This window comes from Streptomyces sp. NPDC002324 (assembly GCF_053593335.1).
Genome location: NZ_JBSFCF010000002.1, coordinates 96,549 through 113,382, shown reverse-complemented (window position 1 = coordinate 113,382; position 16,834 = coordinate 96,549). Strand labels below are relative to the sequence as shown.

Sequence of the window (16,834 nt, the reverse complement as noted above, 5' to 3'; positions counted from 1 at the left end):
ATCAGTGACGCCCCTCGCGCCGGCCCTCGGGATCGGCGCCGAACTCCTCGGCGAAAACCGCCTCGTACTGCTTCATGAAGTCGGCCGCGGACTCGACGAAGGTGTGCCCCGCCTCGCCCGTGTCCTGCCGGACCAGTTCCTCGATGTACCGGTTCACACTCATCCCGCGCTCCAGGGCTCGTTCACGGGCGGCCCGGGCCGTGTCCTCGTCCACGCGGACGTTCAGCTGGGTCTTGGCCATGACTCGACGCTAGCGCCGGAGTGCTAGCAGTGGCAAGGGCGCCTTCGCCTCCACCGCCCCTAAGGGCCCGCTTTGCGTGCCCCTTACATAGAGATCGGGACCCCGACCTGCGACGGAGACCGCCTCGGCCTTCGGGGGGATTCCTGCTGTGCCGCGCATCACACTAGGCTCGGCCGGGAGCGCCCGGAATTCGAACTGGTTCGAGCCTGGAGGCCGTTTTGTCCACTGCTGCCGCTGAGCACCCCCTCGGCCGCGCGGAAGCCGACTCCGTCGCCGCCCGCGCCCGGGGCCTGACGAAGGCGTACGGCACGGGAGAGACCAAGGTCCTCGCCCTCGACTCGGTCGACGTGGACATCGCGCGCGGCCGCTTCACCGCCGTCATGGGCCCCTCGGGCTCGGGAAAGTCCACCCTGATGCACTGCCTGGCGGGGCTCGACACCGTCTCGGCCGGACAGGTGTGGCTCGGGGACACGGAGATCACCGGGCTCAGGGAACGTGATCTGACGCGGCTGCGCCGGGACCGGATCGGCTTCATGTTCCAGTCCTTCAACCTGATCCCCACGCTGAACGCGGCCGAGAACATCACCCTGCCGATGGACATCGCGGGCAAGAAGCCCGACGAGAAGTGGCTGGACCAGGTCATCGACACGCTCGGGCTGCGCGACCGGCTGCGGCACCGGCCCTCGCAGCTCTCCGGCGGGCAGCAGCAGCGCGTCGCCTGCGCCCGCGCACTCGCCTCCCGGCCCGAGCTGATCTTCGCCGACGAGCCGACCGGCAACCTCGACTCCCGCGCCGGGCTCGAAGTGCTCGGTTTCCTGCGCGAGGCGGTCGACCAGCTGGGCCAGACGGTCGTCATGGTCACCCACGACCCCGGCGCCGCCGCCCACTCCGACCTGGTGCTCTACCTCGCGGACGGGCGGATCGTGGACCGCATGGAACGCCCCACGGCCGAAGCGGTCCTGGAACGCATGCGCCTCTTCTCCGGGAAGAACCCCCAGGCCCCGGCCGCCGGCACACCCCTGGCGGCCCCCGACGGGGAGAGCGTCCCCGGCAGCGGGTCCGCGGGCGGGCCCGGCGACCGGTCCGTCGGCCCCGGCAAGGACTGAGACCGTGCTGAAGGCGACTCTGCGGAGCTTCCTCGCGCACAAGGGGCGGCTGCTGCTCTCGGCGCTGGCGGTCGTGCTGTCCGTGGCGTTCGTCGCGGGCAGCCTGATCTTCTCGGACACGGTCACCCGCACCTTCGACCGCCTCTTCGCCTCCACTTCGGCCGATGTGACCGTGAGCCCGAGGGACGACGAACTGACGGGTCAGATGCCCACCGGGGCCGTCGAGACCGTGCCCGCCTCGCTCGCGCGGCGGGTCGCGGGGATCGACGGTGTGGCGGACGCCCGTGTCGACGCGTCCGTCGACAACGTCACGGTCGTCGACAGCGACAACGAGTCGGTGGGGCCGACCACGGGCGCCCCCACCGTCGCCAGGAACTGGCAGCCCACCGACCGCAGCCCGGTGAAGCTGACCAGCGGGCACGCGCCGCGAGGCGCCGGCCAGGCCCTGCTCGACGCGGACACCGCCAAGAGCAAGGACGTGGAGATCGGCGACACCCTGACGGTGCTCGCCGGGCCGGGCTCCTTCCGGGTACGCGTCGTCGGCATCGCCACCTTCACCACCACCAACCCCGGCGCCGCCCTCGTCTACCTCGACACCCGGGCGGCACAGACCGCGCTGCTGGGCGACCCCGACGCCGCCACCGGCATCTCCGTGACCGCCGAGCCCGGGGTGAGCGACGACCTGCTCAAGCGGCGGATCGCCGACGAGCTGGGACCGACGGCGTACGAGTACCGGACCGCGGACGAGCGGGCCGAGTCGGCGGCCGCCTCGCTCGGCGGCTTCCTCGACGTGATCAAGTACGTGATGCTCGGCTTCGCCGGGATCGCGACACTCGTCGGCGTCTTCCTCATCGTCAACACCTTCTCCATGCTCATCGCCCAACGCACCCGCGAACTGGGCCTGTTGCGCGCGCTGGGCGCCGACCGGCGCCAGGTGCGGCGCTCGGTGCTCACCGAGGCGGCGCTCCTGGGGCTCGTCGGGTCGACGCTGGGCCTCGCCGCCGGCATCGGGCTGGCCTTCGGGCTGATCGAGCTGATGGGCGCCTTCGGGATGAACCTGAGCTCGGCCGAGATGGTGATCGGCGTCGGGACGCCGATCGCGGCGTACGCCGTCGGGCTCGGCGTCACCTTCGTCGCCGCCTATCTCCCGGCCCGGCGGGCCTCGGCCGTGTCGCCGATGGCGGCCCTGTCCGACGCCGAGATCGCCGGTGTGGGGCGACCGCTGAGGATGCGCGCGGTGGCCGGCGGGATCGTCGGAGCGGCCGGTGCCGCCGCGCTCGCGGGGTGCGCGGTGTCGTCCGACACGGGCTCCGCCGCCTCCCTGCTCGGTCTCGGGGTGGTCCTCACACTGGTCGCGACCGTCATCGCCGGACCGTTGCTCGTACGGCCCGTGATCCGGGTCCTCGGTGGCGCCTTCCCCGCGCTGTTCGGCTCCGTCGGCCGGATGAGCCAGCGCAACGCCCTGCGCAATCCGCGCCGGACCGGGGCCACGGCCTCCGCGCTGATGGTCGGGATCGCGCTGGTCGCCGGCATGTCGGTGGCGAGCGCGTCGATGACCAAGTCCTTCGACGACGAGATCGACAACACCCTCGGCGCCGACTTCGTCATCCAGAACCAGAACTTCCTGCCGTTCCCGCGGGAGGTCACCGACAAGGTCCGCGCCACCGACGGCGTCGGCCTCGTCGTACGCCAGCGGTTCACGCCCGTCGAGGTACGGCTGCCCGACGGCGCGCGCGTCGAGACGACCGCCGCGGCCTACGACGCACAGCTGGACGAGATCGCGAACGTCACCTACGCCGAGGGCGACAGCGGCGCCGCGCTGGCCGACGGCGCCATCGCCATGGACGCGGAGTTCGCGCGGGACCACGACGTGACGGTGGGCAGCACGATCCCCGTCCGGTTCCCGGCCGGGAAGAACACCGAGCTGAAGGTGGCCGCGCTCACCGACCAGGACACCGCCGACGGCTTCGGGGTGCGGGGCGGGCTGTACTTCGGGATGGCCACCATCGAGGCGTACGTGCCCGAGGGGCAGGACTCCGCGCTGTACGTGAACGCCGGGTCCGGCACCGGCGCCGACGAGCTGCGCGCGAACCTGGACCGCACGCTGGAGGCCTACCCGCAGGTCCAGGTCCGCGACCAGGCCGACTACAAGGAGCTGATCCGCGGCCAGATCGCCGTGCTTCTTTATCTCGTCTACGCGCTGCTCGGCCTGGCGATCGTCATCGCGGTGCTCGGGGTGGTCAACACCCTCGCCCTGTCGGTGGTCGAACGCACCCGGGAGATCGGGCTGCTGCGCGCGATCGGGCTGGCCCGGCGGCAGTTGCGGCGGATGATCCGGCTGGAGTCGGTGGTGATCGCCGTGTTCGGGGCGGTCCTCGGGCTCGTCCTGGGTCTGATCTGGGGCGTCTGCGTGCAGCAGGTGCTGGCGCTGCAGGGCATGAAGGCGCTGGCGATCCCGTGGGGCACGGTCGTCGCCGTGGTGATCGGCTCGGCGGTGGTGGGCGTCGTGGCGGCCCTGCTGCCCGCGCTGCGCGCCTCCCGGATGAACGTCCTGGCGGCGATCGCGCACGAGTGAGCGTGCGCGCACGTGTGCTGGCGGCACGCCCACACCGGTGGTGCACTCACCGGCATGCCCGCCCAAGTCCCTGATCTGTGAGGAGAGTTCATGCCGCGCCCGTTCCGCTTCGGAGTCAACTTACTCAGCCCCACGTCGGCTGCGGAGTGGCGCGCGAAGTGCCGCCGCGCCGAGCAGCTCGGTTACGACGTGATCCTGGTCCCGGACCATCTGGGCATGCCGGCCCCGTTCCCGTCCCTGGTCGCGGCGGCGGAGGCGACCGAACGGCCGCGGCTCGGCACGTTCGTCCTGAACGCGGGCTTCTGGAACCCGGCCCTGCTGGCGCGCGAGGTCGCCACCACGGACGCGCTGACCGGCGGGCGTCTGGAGCTGGGGCTCGGCACCGGGTACGTACCGGCCGAGCACGAGAAGGCGGGCCTGCCGTGGGGTTCGGCGGGCGCGCGGGTCGACCATCTGCTGCGCACGGTCCGGGAGCTGGACCGGCTTCTCGGCTCCGAGGAGCACGAGCCGCGTCCGGTGCAGCGGCCCCGGGTGCCGCTGCTCGTCGGCGCCAACGGTGACCGCGTGCTGCGGATCACCGCCGAGCACGCGGACATCGCGGCGTTCACGGGCGCCCGGACGGTGGGGAACGGCAAACTGGAACCGCTGACCGCCGAGGAACTCGACGAACGGGTCGGCCGATACCAGGAGTTCGCCGCCGGACGGAAGGAACCCGCCGAGCTGAACCTGCTGATCCAGATCGTCGAACTCACCGAGGACCGCGCCGCCGCCGTACAGCCGTGGCTCAGCCACCTCCCGAACCTGAGCGAGGACCAGGCCCTCCGGCTCCCGCTGGTCCTCGTGGGAACCCTGGCCGAGATCGTCGACCAGGTACTGGCCCAGCGGGAGCGCTACGGCTTCTCGTACCTGACCGTCCTGGAGCCGAACATGGAGTCCTTCGCGAAGGTCGTCGAGGCACTGCACGGCCGGTGAGGGGGCGGGGGCTGGGGCGGGGCGGATCCGGGAACTCCGGCTCGGCGGGGCGGGATGCTCGGCCGGGCGGGATGCGCGGCGGAGCCGGAGCGGAGCCGGAGCGGAGCCGGAGCGGAGCCGGAGCGGAGCCGGAGCGGAGCCGGAGCGGAGCCGGAGCGGAGCCGGAGCGGAGCCGGACCAGGGCGCGCCGCCCCGCGGGCCTGTCCGGATTCTGGAATTCCCGGCCCTCCGTCGACCCCCGTGATGGGATCGCGTCATGACCGACCTGCGCATACGGGCCGCGACGCCCGACCACCTCGACGCCGTCCTCGCCTTCTGGAAGGTGGCCGCCGAGGGCACGAGCATCAGCGACGACCGTGGAGGCGTCGAGCGGCTGGTGGACCGTGACCCCGAGGCGCTGATCCTGGCCGAGCTGGACGGAGATCTCGTGGGCACGGTCATCGCCGGATTCGACGGCTGGCGGTGCCATCTGTACCGGCTCGCGGTGCATCCGGAGCGACGACGGAAGGGCATCGGCTCGGCTCTGCTCGCCGCGGCCGAGGAGCGGTTCGTCCGGCTCGGCGGGCGGCGCGGCGACGCGATGGTGCTCGTACGCAACGAGTCGGCCCAGCATGCGTGGCGGGCCGCCGGGTACGCGCCCGAGGAGAAATGGCGACGGTGGGTGAAGCCGCTCGGGAGCTGATGCCGGGGGTGCACCGAGGCGGCGGGAGGCACTTTGCCGGTCCTTTACCATGAGTGGACCAGTGAACCTCTACGGAAAGGTTGTGAGCGTCCGCCCATGGGCGAGCCTCCCAGTACGCGGCCGGGTACCTCCCGTACCCGAGCCGGTGCACGACATCGCGCGATCCTCCCGCACCTGCCCGATCATGGGACGGAGGTGACCCGATGACCGAAGTGCTCCTCCTTCTGGTGGCGGTGCTGCTCTCGCTGATCTGTGGTGCCTTCGTCGCCGCCGAGTTCTCGCTGACCACGGTCGACCGCGCCCGGCTGGAGCGGGCCGTGGAGCGCGGCGAGCGGGGCGCCGCCGGCGCCCTCAAGGCCGTACGGAACCTGACGTTCCAGCTCTCCGGCGCGCAGCTCGGCATCACCGTCACCAATCTGGTGGTCGGCATGCTCGCCGAGCCGTCCATCGCGAAGCTGATCGCGGGCCCGCTGGAGGCGGCCGGCGTCCCCGCGTCCGCGTCGAGTTCGGTGGCGCTGGTGATCGGCACGGCCCTGTCGACCGTCGTGCTGATGGTCGTCGGTGAGCTGGTGCCCAAGAACTGGGCGATCTCCGCGCCGCTGCCGGTGGCGAAGAAGGTGGCGAACCCGCAGCGCTGGTTCAGCGCCGCGTTCCGCCCGTTCATCACCCACCTCAACAACACCGCCAACCGTCTCGTACGCCTCTTCGGCATCGAGCCCGCCGAGGAGCTGGCCTCCGCGCGCGGCCCCCAGGAGCTGGCGGCCCTCGCCCGGCACTCGGCCAAGGAGGGCGCCCTGGAGGCGGACACCGCCGAGCTGTTCGTGCGGACGCTGAACCTCGCCGATCTCACCGCGGAGAACGTGATGACCCCGCGCGTCCAGGTCATCGCCCTGGACGCCCTGGCGACCTGCGAGGACGTAGCGAACGCGACCCGGGCCACCGGCCTGTCCCGCTTCCCCGTCTACCGGAACAGCCTCGACTCGGTCGTCGGCACCGTCCACATCAAGGACGTCCTCGCCGTGCCCGCCGAGCGCCGGCTGCGCACCTCCGTCGCGGAGCTGCTGCGCGAGCCGCTGCTCGTCCCCGAGTCCCTCACCGTGGACCGGGTGCTGGACCGGCTCTCGGGCAAGCGCACGATGGCCGTCGTCATCGACGAGTACGGCGGCACCGCCGGCGTGGTGACCCTGGAGGACATCGTCGAGGAGGTCGTCGGCGAGGTGCGGGACGAGCACGACCCGCACGAGACGCCCGATCTGGCCCCCGTCGGCACCGACGAGCACGGCCGCGAGCTGTACTCGGCCGACGGCTCGGCCCGTACCGACCAGCTGGCCCGGGTGGGCCTGCGCGCGCCGGACGGCCCGTACGAGACGCTCGCGGGCCTCGTCGCCACCGAGCTGGGCCGTATCCCGGCCGTCGGCGACACCGTCGACGTCGTCGGCTGGCGGCTCGACGTGGTGGACGCCGCCGGGCGCCGGGCCGCGCGGGTGCTGCTGCACGCGCCGGTCCCGTTCGCCAAGGAACACGAGGAGGAGACGCGATGACCGCCGTCCAGCTGCTGATCGGTTTCGCGACGCTGGTCGTCAACGCGTTCTTCGTGGGCGCCGAGTTCGCCCTGATCTCGGTGCGCCGCAGCCAGATCGAGCCGTACGCCGACCAGGGTGACCGGCGGGCGCGCAGCGTGCTGTGGGGTCTGCAGCACGTGTCCGCGCTGATGGCGGCCGCGCAGCTCGGCATCACGCTGTGCACCCTGGTCCTCGGTGTGGTCGCGGAGCCCGCGATCGAACACCTGCTGGAGCCGCTGTTCCACGCGGTGGGCGTGCCGGAGGGCGCGGGCCACGTGGTCTCCTTCGTGATCGCCCTGGCGCTCGCCACGTATCTGCACATGCTGCTCGGCGAGATGGTCCCGAAGAACATCGCCCTGGCCGAGCCGGTGCGCAGCGCCCTGCTGCTCGGCCCGCCGCTGGTGACGCTGTCGCGGGCGCTGCGCCCGGTGATCTTCACGGTGAACGCCTTCGCGAACACCCTGCTCAAGCTCATGCGGGTCGAGACGAAGGACGAGGTGGCGGCGACCTTCTCGGACACCGAACTCGCCCGCCTGGTCCGGGACTCCAGCGAGGCCGGGCTGATCGACGACCGCGCGCAGGAGCGGCTGCGGGACGCGCTGGAACTGGGCCGGCGGCCGGTGCGCGATGTCGTGCTCCCGCTGGAGCGGGTCGTCTACGCGGGCATGGGTGTCACCCCGGAGGAGCTGGAGCGGCTGTCGGCCGAGTCCGGGTTCTCCCGTTTCCCGGTGGTCGACGAGGGGCGCCGGATCGTGGGCTATCTCCATGTGAAGGACGCGCTCGACGCCACCCCGCGCGAGGTGCCGTTCTCCGTCCGGGACATGCGGTCCATCGCCCGGGTCCGGGAGACGACACCGCTGGACGACGTGCTCACCGCGATGCGCCGCAGCCGGACGCATCTGGCGGCCGTGCTGGGCGCGGACGGTCGGCTCGCCGGGATCGTGACCATGGAGGACGTGCTGCGGGAGCTGTTCGGGCAGCCGGCCGTGTGAGGTTCGTCGGCGGAGGGAGCCGACCGACCGCCGGGTATGTGAAGGCGTTACCATCGTTGGCGCCATGCAGACGAATCCCACGTACTCCAGCCTTGTCTCGGTCGGCGATTCCTTCACCGAGGGGATGTCCGACCTCCTCCCCGACGGTTCGTACCGGGGCTGGGCGGACCTCCTCGCCGGCCGCATGGCCGCGCGGACGCCCGGCTTCCGGTACGCCAACCTCGCGGTGCGCGGAAAGCTGATCGGCCAGATCGTCGCCGAACAGGTGGACGTCGCCGCCGCGATGGAGCCGGACGTGATCACGCTGGTCGGCGGCCTGAACGACACGCTCCGGCCCAAGTGCGACATGGGTCGGGTGCGGGGCCTGCTGGAGGAGGCCGTGGAGCGCCTCGCCCCCTCCTGCAAGCAGCTCGTCCTGATGCGCAGCCCCGGCCGCCAGGGCCCCGTCCAGCAGCGGTTCCGGCCACGCATGGAGGAACTGTTCGCCTGCGTCGACGAGCTGGCCGCCCGGCACGACGCCCTCGTCGTGGACCTGTACGGCGCCTCGTCGCTCAGCGACCCGCGCATGTGGGACGTGGACCGGTTGCACCTGACACCCGAAGGGCACCGCCGGGTCGCCGAGGCGGTCTGGCAGACGCTCGGCCACGAGGCCGAGGACCCGGAGTGGCGGACGCCGATGCCCCTGACGCCGCCGCCCGGCTGGGCCGCCCGCCAGGTGGCCCACGCGCGGTTCGCCCGCCAGTACCTCGCGCCGTGGATCGTCCGCCGCCTCACCGGCCGTTCCTCGGGCGACGGCCTGCCGGCGAAGAGGCCCGAGTTGCTGCCGTACGAGGGACCGCTAGCGTAAGGAGCCGCCGTACCGGGAGGCGCGTGTGACCACGACCGTGATCAACCTCAAGGGCCGCATCCGCGACTTCGGCCCCCGGCTGGAATTCGCCCCCAGCGACCTGGTGTACATCGGCCGCCGCTGGACCATGGGCCACTGGGACCTGCCGCGGCATCCGCTGTTCAACCCGTTCCAGTACGACACCGAGAAGAAGAAGCGCGACGGGACCCGGGCCGAGGTGATGGCCAAGTACCGGGAGTACCTGACGTCCGACCCCGAGCTGATGGCCCTCGTACCGGAGCTGCGCGGCAAGACGCTGGCGTGCTGGTGCGCGCCCGAGCCCTGCCACGGGGACGTGCTGGCGGAGATCGCGGACGGGGTGTGAGGAGGCGGAAGTCGCGGGCGCCGGCGACCGCCGCCCCGATCGCCGCGACCGGGCTTCGTAGGTTCCTCCGAAGAGACCCTCGGCGCCCACCTGGACGCACCGAAACGCGGCTGCTGAAGCAGCTGGACAGTGCTGGTAAGGCTCTCATCCGGTACGAGAAGCAGCTCACCACGGTCAACAAGGCGCTGGAGAAGGCCAAGGACAAACTCGACAGCTCGACGGCTCGACGGCTCGACAGCCTCAGTCGTCCGCGTCGCAGTTGTCGTCCAGTGTGAAGTCGGGGGTGCTGTCGGCGGCGAACATCACGGGCGGGGCGCGCGGCGACAAGCCGGTCACGGTCCGCTCCATCATGGGCGGCCTGGTGGAGTCCCGTGACAAGGCGACCGCGTTCGCTGACGCACTGAAGCAGCTGAAGGCGCGGGGCCTGGACAAGAACCTCATTAAGCAGGTTGCCGAGGCCGGAATCGACGGCGGCGGCCTGGAAACGGCGGGTGCCCTACTGCGGGCGTCATCGTCGGAGATCGCATCGATGAACGACCTTCAGAAACAGATCAGGTCGGCGGCCGGAAGCGCGGGGAAGACGGCGGCGGACGCGTTCTACGGGGCTGCGATCAAGGCGCAGGAGAAGTTGGTCAAGTCGCTGGGGAGGGTGATCAAGCGGGCGCTCGGCGGTAAGGCCGCGGGCGGCATCATCGGCGCGGCTGCGGGTGGTGCGCGCGGCGGGCTGACGTGGGTGGGTGAGCAGGGCCCGGAGCTGGTGCGGCTGCCGTACGGGGCGATGGTGCATTCGAACCCGGACTCCCGGCGCATCGCGAGCGAAGGGGGCGTGGCGTGAGAGTCGATGCTCACCACCTCGAGTGCGCGGCGCGGTGGAACGCCGGCACAGGGTGGGACCGGACAGCCGATCATCGTGTACCAGACGATCACCCTGGACGGGCGAGTCGTGGCGAAGCAGATCTTCGACCCGATGCGTGGAGAGATCCACACGCGGGGCGGCTTGAAATCCCTTGAGCGGTGACCCGCAGAGGTGACTGGAGGCCCCACCGCGGCTGTCACGGCCGCGCGGGGGGCTCCTCGCTACTTGCCGATCTGCCACTCCACCGGCTCATCCAAATCCCCTGGCGAGTACAGCACCCGGTCCGCCCGGCCGAACCCCTTCGCCACCTCGAAGAAGACGTTGCCGCGCACGCAGTCTCCGCCCTTGACCTTCGCATCCATCGGATACACCGGCGGCGGCAACTCGCTCCCGGTCATGTGGAAGGGCTCCAGCCGCGCCCCGTCCTCGTAAGCCAACGACCACGTGAACGGGGCCACTGTGATCGGCTTCTCGCCTTCGTTGCATACCTTCACCTCGATGAGGGCCAGCTTTTGCCCGTCCTGGAACAGTCCCGTCGGGCTGCCGAGGCCCTTGTCCTTGTGGTCGAGTACGGCGGCGGAGAATTTTTTGCCGCCTGCGTCGATGTCGACCTTGTCGCCGAGCTTCAGCGTCTCTTGGCTGGGCGAGGGCGACGGGCTCGCCTTCGTGCTGCTGGCTGATGGTGTGCTGGCCGGCGCCTTGACCACAGTCGGTGTGCTATCGGTGTCGTCGCGGGAGTTGGAGAGGACGATGCCCGCGGTGACGATGCCGGTGATGAGTACGGCTGCTGTGCTGATGATGATCGTGTTCGTGTGGTTGCGATTCGGCGGCTGCGGTGTCGGTGGTATGGCGTCGCTCATGGTCCCCCATGGGCGTGCGTGTGCGCGTGGAGAGCATCATGAGGCCATTGCGGAGCGTACGGGCCGGTATGGCCGTCCTGTGACCCTCTGGCGCGATGCGCCCGCTGGTTACCGCCAGGGCCCTCACCAGTGAGTACCCCTTACTCGTCGAGGGGCTCGGCCAGATGCGCCTGAGCGATCGCGTCGATCCGCCGGGCGAGGTCGAAGTCCGCTTCCGTCAGCCTGTGCCCGGCGTCGTGCGTGGTGATCCCGAACCGCACCTTCCCCCACCGCAGGTCGATGTCGGCGTGGTGGCTGATCAGCCGCTCGACGTCCGCGACGTGCACGATCATCGCCACCCCGCCGTGATACCGGATCGCGTACGAGCGGGTGATCTCGTCCCCTTCGCGCCGCCAGCCCGGCACGGCGGCCAGGGCGGTCCTGATCTCGTCCTCGGTCAGCGGCACCGGTGCGTCTGCCACGTCAGCTCCCTGCGGTCACGGGCGCCAGAACCTCGGCAAGGTCCCGGCCGACCGGGGCATCCTGCCACGGCCGCATCGCCCGCTGAAGGGTGACCAACTCCCGTGCCATCCGGGCCGACCGGGTCTCGACGGCGATGTCCGCCACCGTACGGGCGATCTCCAGCGCCTGATCGGGCTCGCCCGCGCCGGCCGCCGCGGTGGCGTGCCGGGCGAGGTACACACCGCGGTCACGACGCGCCGTCTCGGGGACGACGTCGAGGACTTGGCCCCACAGCGATACGGCCTCCGCGCCGAGGCCGAGCCTGCCGTAGCAGGTGGCGCGCTGCACTTCGAGGTAGCCGGGCGTGCGCCTGCATGCGTTGCCCCACGGCAGGTCGTCGTCGACGCGGGCGAGGAGTCCGTCCGCCTGGTCGATCAGCCGGTCCACGGCGTCCCGGTCGTGGGTGAGGCTGGCGCCGTGGGCCTGCTGCTGCATGGCCATGATGCGGACCTTCGGCACCAGGCGGTGGGAGTCCTCCAGCGCGGCCTCGCACAGGTCGATGACCGCATGCCCGTCGCCGAGGTCGGTGCGCACCTGCGCCTGGTTGACGAGGGAGTAGCCGATCAGGTGCGGATCCCTCGACCGCATCGCGATCTCCTGGGTGACGCCCCGCCAGAACGCGGCGCCGTCCATGTCGCCGGCGTCCTGGTACAGCCAGCCGACCAGCGCGGCGTACGCGGCCCCGACCCGGAGGAGACCGCGGCGGGTCTCGCCCTTCGCGGAGCGCACGAGCTTGTCGATCAGCTGGTACTGAGCGGACACGGTGCCGATCAGGTCGTGCGGGCCGAGGAACATGTCCGCCCGGTAGTGCCCTTCCAACTGGGTCTGGAAGTAGTCGATCAGGGCGGGGTCGACGTGCTGCGGGGCGACCGGTCCCGCGGCGAGAGCTGACGCGGTGACCGAGGCGAATGCGCGACGCTTCACCTGCTCATCTTCGTGGTGCTCGGGTCGGATCCATCCCGGCGGGGTGGTGAATCCGAGGTCTTCGGGCCAGCGGCCGAGCGCGTCGTGGATGACGATGGCGGTCTCCTCCGGCGGCCAGCCGGGGCGGTCGCCTTCCCACCGTCGCCACGTGCGCGGGGACACCGTGAAGTGGGGGTCGTCGAGGAGCCGTTGCCCGTGCTCGGTGAGCCGGGCTGCGGCTTGCTCGATGGTGCGCCAGCCCGTCCGTAGCCGTGCGGCCCTCAGCGCGTCGTTGCGGCCCACCTGTCCAGTCTGAGGTGTCATCGCGCCGTCTCCCGGCCATGGCCGCCACGTGGCCACGGATGGCCACGGCGCGACCTATTTGCATCTGTGTGTGCCAGCCCATCATCCAACTGTGATGACGGCACGTACACGGAACGCGACAGTCTGCCCCGGATTGGGGCGGCGCTTGGAGGTTGGCGGATGATCCGGCAGACGACTGCGGAAGAGCCTGAACACCCTGCCGGACCCGACGCGCCCGCCGAGCCCGGCGCCCGGCTGCGGGGTGTGCCAGGCCCTCGACAAGCAGCGCGCCGAGGCAGAGCAGGACGGTGAAGTCCGACGCGCCACGATGTTCGAGGTCGAGATGCGCCGCCACCCCCGGCACCGCGAGGGGCCGGCGTGAACCAGGCCAAGGAGCCTCACACGATCGCCTGGCGCAGCTGGCACCGCGGCCTGTCCGATACCGCGCGTCTCGTGAAGACCGGTGAGGCCGGGCGTCTGTTCGCGTGCGGGGGCTGCCGCTTGAAGCACGGCCTCGTCCCGCTGGCGGACCGGCCGTGACCGCCGTGGAGCGGGCCCCGGAGTGCGAGCACGACATGCACCGGTTGTGCCCTGGCCCGAAGGCCGTACGGCGTGAGGGTGCGCCCGCGTGGGAGGTGCCGCTGGAGACGCTGCGCTGCGGCTGCCAGTGTCACCGTAAGAGCCCCCGGTCCGGCCGAGCACCCCAGGCGTGATTCGGTCGGACCGGGCCCGCGCTGGTCAGAGGGACGGACGTGTGAGACACACGTCCGTCTTCCTGCCGCGGGCAGCAGAACGGCCCCCGCAGACAGTGCGCGTCTCCTGCCTGCGGGGGCCTTCGCCGTACCCCCAACCGCATAGGGGATGCAGTGTGATGGCTTTGACCTGCGGGCTTGTGTGGGGGATGGCACTCGTATGGCACGCCGGGGTTTCTCTGGCCGGTGCATGCGCAGCACTGGTTAGCGTGACCGTTTTCGGGTACTTCGTCCGATAATCCCCTACTTCGAATGGAGTACCAGCATGGTCATCAAGAAACTCCACGACATGGGCATCCGCAGCGAACACGCCTACACCGCAGCCCTCGGCTCCATCGGCCTCTCCGTCGCCACCTGGGTGCTGTCCCTCAAGGCCGAACCCGTCGGCGGCCTCGCCCGCGCCGACCGGTGGGGCATCTTCGTCGGCGAATGGGCGCCCACCTTCTTCGGCCTCGGCGTCGCCCTCTCCCACTACGAGCAGCAAGACGGCACCCTGACGGCCACCGTCCACGAGCTGCGGGAGCAGAAGGCCGGCTGATCGGCGGGTCATCTCGGGGGCCCGCGGGGTCACGGCATGCAGCGTCGCCTCTCCCCCTCGGCGACCGCCGGGGAGGGAAGCAGGAAAGGGGAGCCTGGACGCCTGTATCGAGACCTCCGGACTCCCCTGGGCTGCGCCTCCCTGGCCTCCCTCGACCGGCATATGCGCAGGTCACGCTGAAGGAGGCAGGGCAGGGAGCCGGGTAGGGAGAACCCCCCAAGATCCGGGCTCCTCCCTACTCGTCGAGGTCACCCTCGTCGTCGTCCTGAGGGGTGTCCTCGCGGTCGGCGATGGCGTCGACGATCCGCTGAGGGCTGACGTGCATGACCCCGCCGCCGGGTCCTGTACTCGCCGTGCCCGCAGTCGTCGAGGACGCGCCGCAGATCCCGGAACGACCAGCCGTCGTACTCCCCGGGTCGTGGTCTGTGTCACTGATAAGCGATCACTGGAACCATCGCGCGCCGGTTCAGGGAGGTCGAGACGCGGGCGGACATCCTCCGCAAGGAGCCGGCCGTGGCAATCCGGCAGGCGGACGCCGACGACGTCCCACAAAAGGACATCTGCGAGGCAACGGGCTACACCTGCCAACAGGTACGCCGCATCGTCTTGGCCAACGAAGGCGAGACGGGCGCCGAGTCTAACGGCGCCGGAGCCCGTCTCACACTCATCTCACAGACCTGACGGCGGACACCGTCCGGAGCGCCTCTGACCTGCGGCGGACCGGGCGGTGTGGACGTTTAGGCGTCCCTCTGGGCGCCGGGTAAACTCCGTGCACGTGACTTCCGCGCCAGCCAAGCCCCGCATCCCCAACGTCCTCGCCGGACGCTACGCCTCCGCCGAGCTCGCCACGCTCTGGTCGCCCGAGCAGAAGGTGAGGCTCGAGCGACAGCTCTGGCTGGCCGTACTGCGGGCGCAGAAGGACCTCGGCATCGAGGTGCCCGAGGAGGCCCTCGCCGATTACGAGCGGGTTCTCGACACCGTCGACCTGGCCTCCGTCGCCGAGCGCGAGAAGGTCACCCGGCACGACGTGAAGGCGCGGATCGAGGAGTTCAACGACCTCGCCGGGCACGAGCACGTGCACAAGGGCATGACCTCCCGCGACCTCACCGAGAACGTCGAGCAGCTGCAGATCCGGCTCTCCCTGGAGCTGGTGCGCGACCGTACGGTGGCCGTGCTGGCCCGGCTCGGCAAGCTGGCCGGTGAGTACGGCGAGCTGGTCATGGCCGGCCGCTCGCACAACGTGGCCGCGCAGGCCACCACCCTCGGCAAGCGGTTCGCGACCGCCGCCGACGAGCTGCTCGTGGCGTACGGCCGGGTCGAGGAGCTGCTCGGCCGCTACCCGCTGCGCGGCATCAAGGGCCCGGTGGGCACGGCCCAGGACATGCTCGACCTGCTGGGCGGCGACGCGGCCAAGCTGGCCGAGCTGGAGGACCGGATCGCCGGGCACCTCGGCTTCGCGCAGGCGTTCACCTCCGTCGGCCAGGTCTACCCGCGCTCGCTCGACTACGAGGTCGTGACGGCTCTCGTCCAGGTCGCGGCGGCGCCTTCGTCGATCGCCAAGACGATCCGGCTGATGGCCGGGCACGAGCTGGTGACCGAGGGCTTCAAGCCGGGCCAGGTCGGCTCGTCCGCCATGCCGCACAAGATGAACACCCGCTCCTGCGAGCGCGTCAACGGCCTCATGGTCATCCTGCGCGGCTACGCCTCGATGACCGGCGAGCTGGCGGGCGATCAGTGGAACGAGGGCGACGTGTCCTGCTCGGTGGTCCGCCGGGTCGCACTGCCGGACGCCTTCTTCGCGCTGGACGGACTGCTGGAGACCTTCCTGACCGTCCTCGACGAGTTCGGCGCCTTCCCGGCCGTGGTCGCCCGTGAGCTGGACCGCTACCTGCCCTTCCTCGCCACGACCAAGGTGCTTATGGGCGCGGTGCGCGCGGGTGTCGGCCGCGAGGTCGCGCACGAGGCCATCAAGGAGAACGCCGTCGCGTCCGCGCTCGCCATGCGCGAACAGGGCGCCGAGCGCAACGAACTCCTCGACAAGCTCGCCGCCGACGACCGCATCCCGCTGGACCGTGCCCAGCTGGACGCGCTCATGGCCGACAAGCTCTCGTTCACGGGCGCCGCCGCCGACCAGGTCGCCGTCGTCGTCGGCCGTATCGAGGAGATCGTGAAGCAGCGTCCGGAGGCCGCCGGTTACACGCCGGGGGCGATCCTCTGACCCGCTACACCCAGGCCGAACTGGAGGCCGCCCGCGACCGGCTGGTGCCGGATGTCACCGCGGACGGCCTCCGGGTCCTTTTCTGCGGCATCAACCCGGGGCTGATGACGGCCGCCTCCGGCCATCACTTCGCCCGCCCCGGCAACCGCTTCTGGCCCGTGCTGCACCTGTCCGGCTTCACGCCCCGCCTCCTGAAGCCGTCCGAGCAGGGCGAACTGCCGTCGTACGGGCTCGGCATCACCAACGTCGTCGCGCGGGCGTCGGCGCGCGCCGACGAGCTGACGGCGCAGGAGTACGTCGAGGGCGGACGCCTGCTCACCGCCAAGGTGGAACGGCTCCGGCCACGCTGGCTCGCGGTGGTCGGGGTGACCGCCTACCGGGCCGCCTTCGGCGACCGCAGGGCCGCCGTCGGGCCGCAGGAGCGGACGATCGGGACCTCGCGCGTGTGGGTGCTGCCCAACCCCAGCGGGCTGAACGCGCATTGGACGGCGACGACGATGGCCGAGGAGTTCGGCCGGCTGCGGGCGGCGGCGGAGGGCTGACCACTGCGCCCGGGTCAGCG

19 protein-coding genes are annotated in these 16,834 nt (G+C 71.2%); 15 read left to right on the top strand and 4 right to left on the bottom strand.

Annotated features, from left to right (window positions below; translation table 11 throughout):
* Position 1: 1 nt before the first annotated feature.
* Complete coding sequence (locus tag ACWCRJ_RS03540) at positions 2 to 241, bottom strand: toxin-antitoxin system HicB family antitoxin (protein WP_013005232.1); 240 nt, start codon at positions 239 to 241, stop codon at positions 2 to 4.
* A 218-nt stretch (positions 242 to 459) separates the two neighbouring features.
* On the opposite strand from ACWCRJ_RS03540, the gene ACWCRJ_RS03535 reads away from it, so the two are divergent.
* The 10 genes from ACWCRJ_RS03535 to ACWCRJ_RS03490 all read left to right on the top strand — a co-directional run bounded on the left by ACWCRJ_RS03535 (position 460) and on the right by ACWCRJ_RS03490 (position 10,359).
* A complete protein-coding gene (locus tag ACWCRJ_RS03535) occupies positions 460 to 1,347 on the top strand; it encodes an ABC transporter ATP-binding protein (protein WP_450937704.1) in 888 nt (295 codons plus the stop codon).
* A gap of 4 nt (positions 1,348 to 1,351) precedes the next feature.
* A complete protein-coding gene (locus ACWCRJ_RS03530; protein ID WP_450937703.1) occupies positions 1,352 to 3,922 on the top strand; it encodes an ABC transporter permease in 2,571 nt (856 codons plus the stop codon).
* Between the two features lie 90 nt (positions 3,923 to 4,012).
* Positions 4,013 to 4,894, top strand: a complete 882-nt coding sequence (locus ACWCRJ_RS03525) for an LLM class F420-dependent oxidoreductase (RefSeq protein ID WP_450937702.1) — start codon at positions 4,013 to 4,015, stop codon at positions 4,892 to 4,894.
* A gap of 256 nt (positions 4,895 to 5,150) precedes the next feature.
* Positions 5,151 to 5,576 carry a GNAT family N-acetyltransferase gene (locus ACWCRJ_RS03520; protein WP_450937701.1) on the top strand — a complete coding sequence of 142 codons (426 nt, stop codon included), beginning with the start codon at positions 5,151 to 5,153 and terminating at the stop codon, positions 5,574 to 5,576.
* A 203-nt stretch (positions 5,577 to 5,779) separates the two neighbouring features.
* A complete protein-coding gene (locus ACWCRJ_RS03515; protein ID WP_450937700.1) occupies positions 5,780 to 7,117 on the top strand; it encodes a hemolysin family protein in 1,338 nt (445 codons plus the stop codon).
* A complete protein-coding gene (locus tag ACWCRJ_RS03510) occupies positions 7,114 to 8,130 on the top strand; it encodes a hemolysin family protein (RefSeq protein ID WP_450937699.1) in 1,017 nt (338 codons plus the stop codon). Before ACWCRJ_RS03515 ends, ACWCRJ_RS03510 begins: the two co-directional genes overlap by 4 nt.
* A gap of 64 nt (positions 8,131 to 8,194) precedes the next feature.
* Complete coding sequence (locus ACWCRJ_RS03505) at positions 8,195 to 8,977, top strand: SGNH/GDSL hydrolase family protein (RefSeq protein ID WP_450937698.1); 783 nt, start codon at positions 8,195 to 8,197, stop codon at positions 8,975 to 8,977.
* A 25-nt stretch (positions 8,978 to 9,002) separates the two neighbouring features.
* Positions 9,003 to 9,341 (top strand): DUF4326 domain-containing protein, encoded by a 339-nt coding sequence (locus tag ACWCRJ_RS03500; RefSeq protein WP_450937697.1) that lies wholly within the window; start codon positions 9,003 to 9,005, stop codon positions 9,339 to 9,341.
* Positions 9,342 to 9,690: 349 nt separating this feature from the next.
* A complete protein-coding gene (locus tag ACWCRJ_RS03495) occupies positions 9,691 to 10,176 on the top strand; it encodes a hypothetical protein (protein ID WP_450937696.1) in 486 nt (161 codons plus the stop codon).
* Positions 10,177 to 10,182: 6 nt separating this feature from the next.
* A complete protein-coding gene (locus ACWCRJ_RS03490) occupies positions 10,183 to 10,359 on the top strand; it encodes a hypothetical protein (protein ID WP_450937695.1) in 177 nt (58 codons plus the stop codon).
* A gap of 59 nt (positions 10,360 to 10,418) precedes the next feature.
* Here the strand turns inward: ACWCRJ_RS03490 and ACWCRJ_RS03485 are convergent, their stop codons facing one another.
* The 3 genes from ACWCRJ_RS03485 to ACWCRJ_RS03475 form a co-directional block, all read right to left on the bottom strand.
* Complete coding sequence (locus ACWCRJ_RS03485; RefSeq protein ID WP_450937694.1) at positions 10,419 to 11,057, bottom strand: DUF4352 domain-containing protein; 639 nt, start codon at positions 11,055 to 11,057, stop codon at positions 10,419 to 10,421.
* A 140-nt stretch (positions 11,058 to 11,197) separates the two neighbouring features.
* A complete protein-coding gene (locus ACWCRJ_RS03480) occupies positions 11,198 to 11,518 on the bottom strand; it encodes a 4a-hydroxytetrahydrobiopterin dehydratase (protein WP_450937693.1) in 321 nt (106 codons plus the stop codon).
* Position 11,519: 1 nt separating this feature from the next.
* Positions 11,520 to 12,785, bottom strand: a complete 1,266-nt coding sequence (locus ACWCRJ_RS03475) for a Twin-arginine translocation pathway signal (protein ID WP_450937692.1) — start codon at positions 12,783 to 12,785, stop codon at positions 11,520 to 11,522.
* 357 nt (positions 12,786 to 13,142) lie between these two features.
* Between ACWCRJ_RS03475 and ACWCRJ_RS03470 the strand changes: the two genes are divergently transcribed.
* The 5 genes from ACWCRJ_RS03470 to mug all read left to right on the top strand — a co-directional run bounded on the left by ACWCRJ_RS03470 (position 13,143) and on the right by mug (position 16,814).
* Positions 13,143 to 13,304: a hypothetical protein gene (locus tag ACWCRJ_RS03470; protein ID WP_450937691.1), complete on the top strand. Its 162-nt coding sequence runs from the start codon at positions 13,143 to 13,145 to the stop codon at positions 13,302 to 13,304.
* Positions 13,305 to 13,781: 477 nt separating this feature from the next.
* Entirely contained in the window at positions 13,782 to 14,054 is a 273-nt protein-coding gene (locus tag ACWCRJ_RS03465; RefSeq protein ID WP_450937690.1) for a hypothetical protein, read from the top strand.
* A gap of 513 nt (positions 14,055 to 14,567) precedes the next feature.
* Entirely contained in the window at positions 14,568 to 14,735 is a 168-nt protein-coding gene (locus ACWCRJ_RS03460) for a hypothetical protein (RefSeq protein ID WP_450937689.1), read from the top strand.
* 94 nt (positions 14,736 to 14,829) lie between these two features.
* The gene (gene purB, locus ACWCRJ_RS03455; RefSeq protein ID WP_450937688.1) at positions 14,830 to 16,272 is read left to right on the top strand and encodes an adenylosuccinate lyase; all 1,443 of its coding nucleotides are present in this window, start codon (positions 14,830 to 14,832) and stop codon (positions 16,270 to 16,272) included.
* 44 nt (positions 16,273 to 16,316) lie between these two features.
* Positions 16,317 to 16,814, top strand: a complete 498-nt coding sequence (gene mug / locus ACWCRJ_RS03450) for a G/U mismatch-specific DNA glycosylase (RefSeq protein WP_450937687.1) — start codon at positions 16,317 to 16,319, stop codon at positions 16,812 to 16,814.
* Positions 16,815 to 16,834 lie beyond the last annotated feature (20 nt).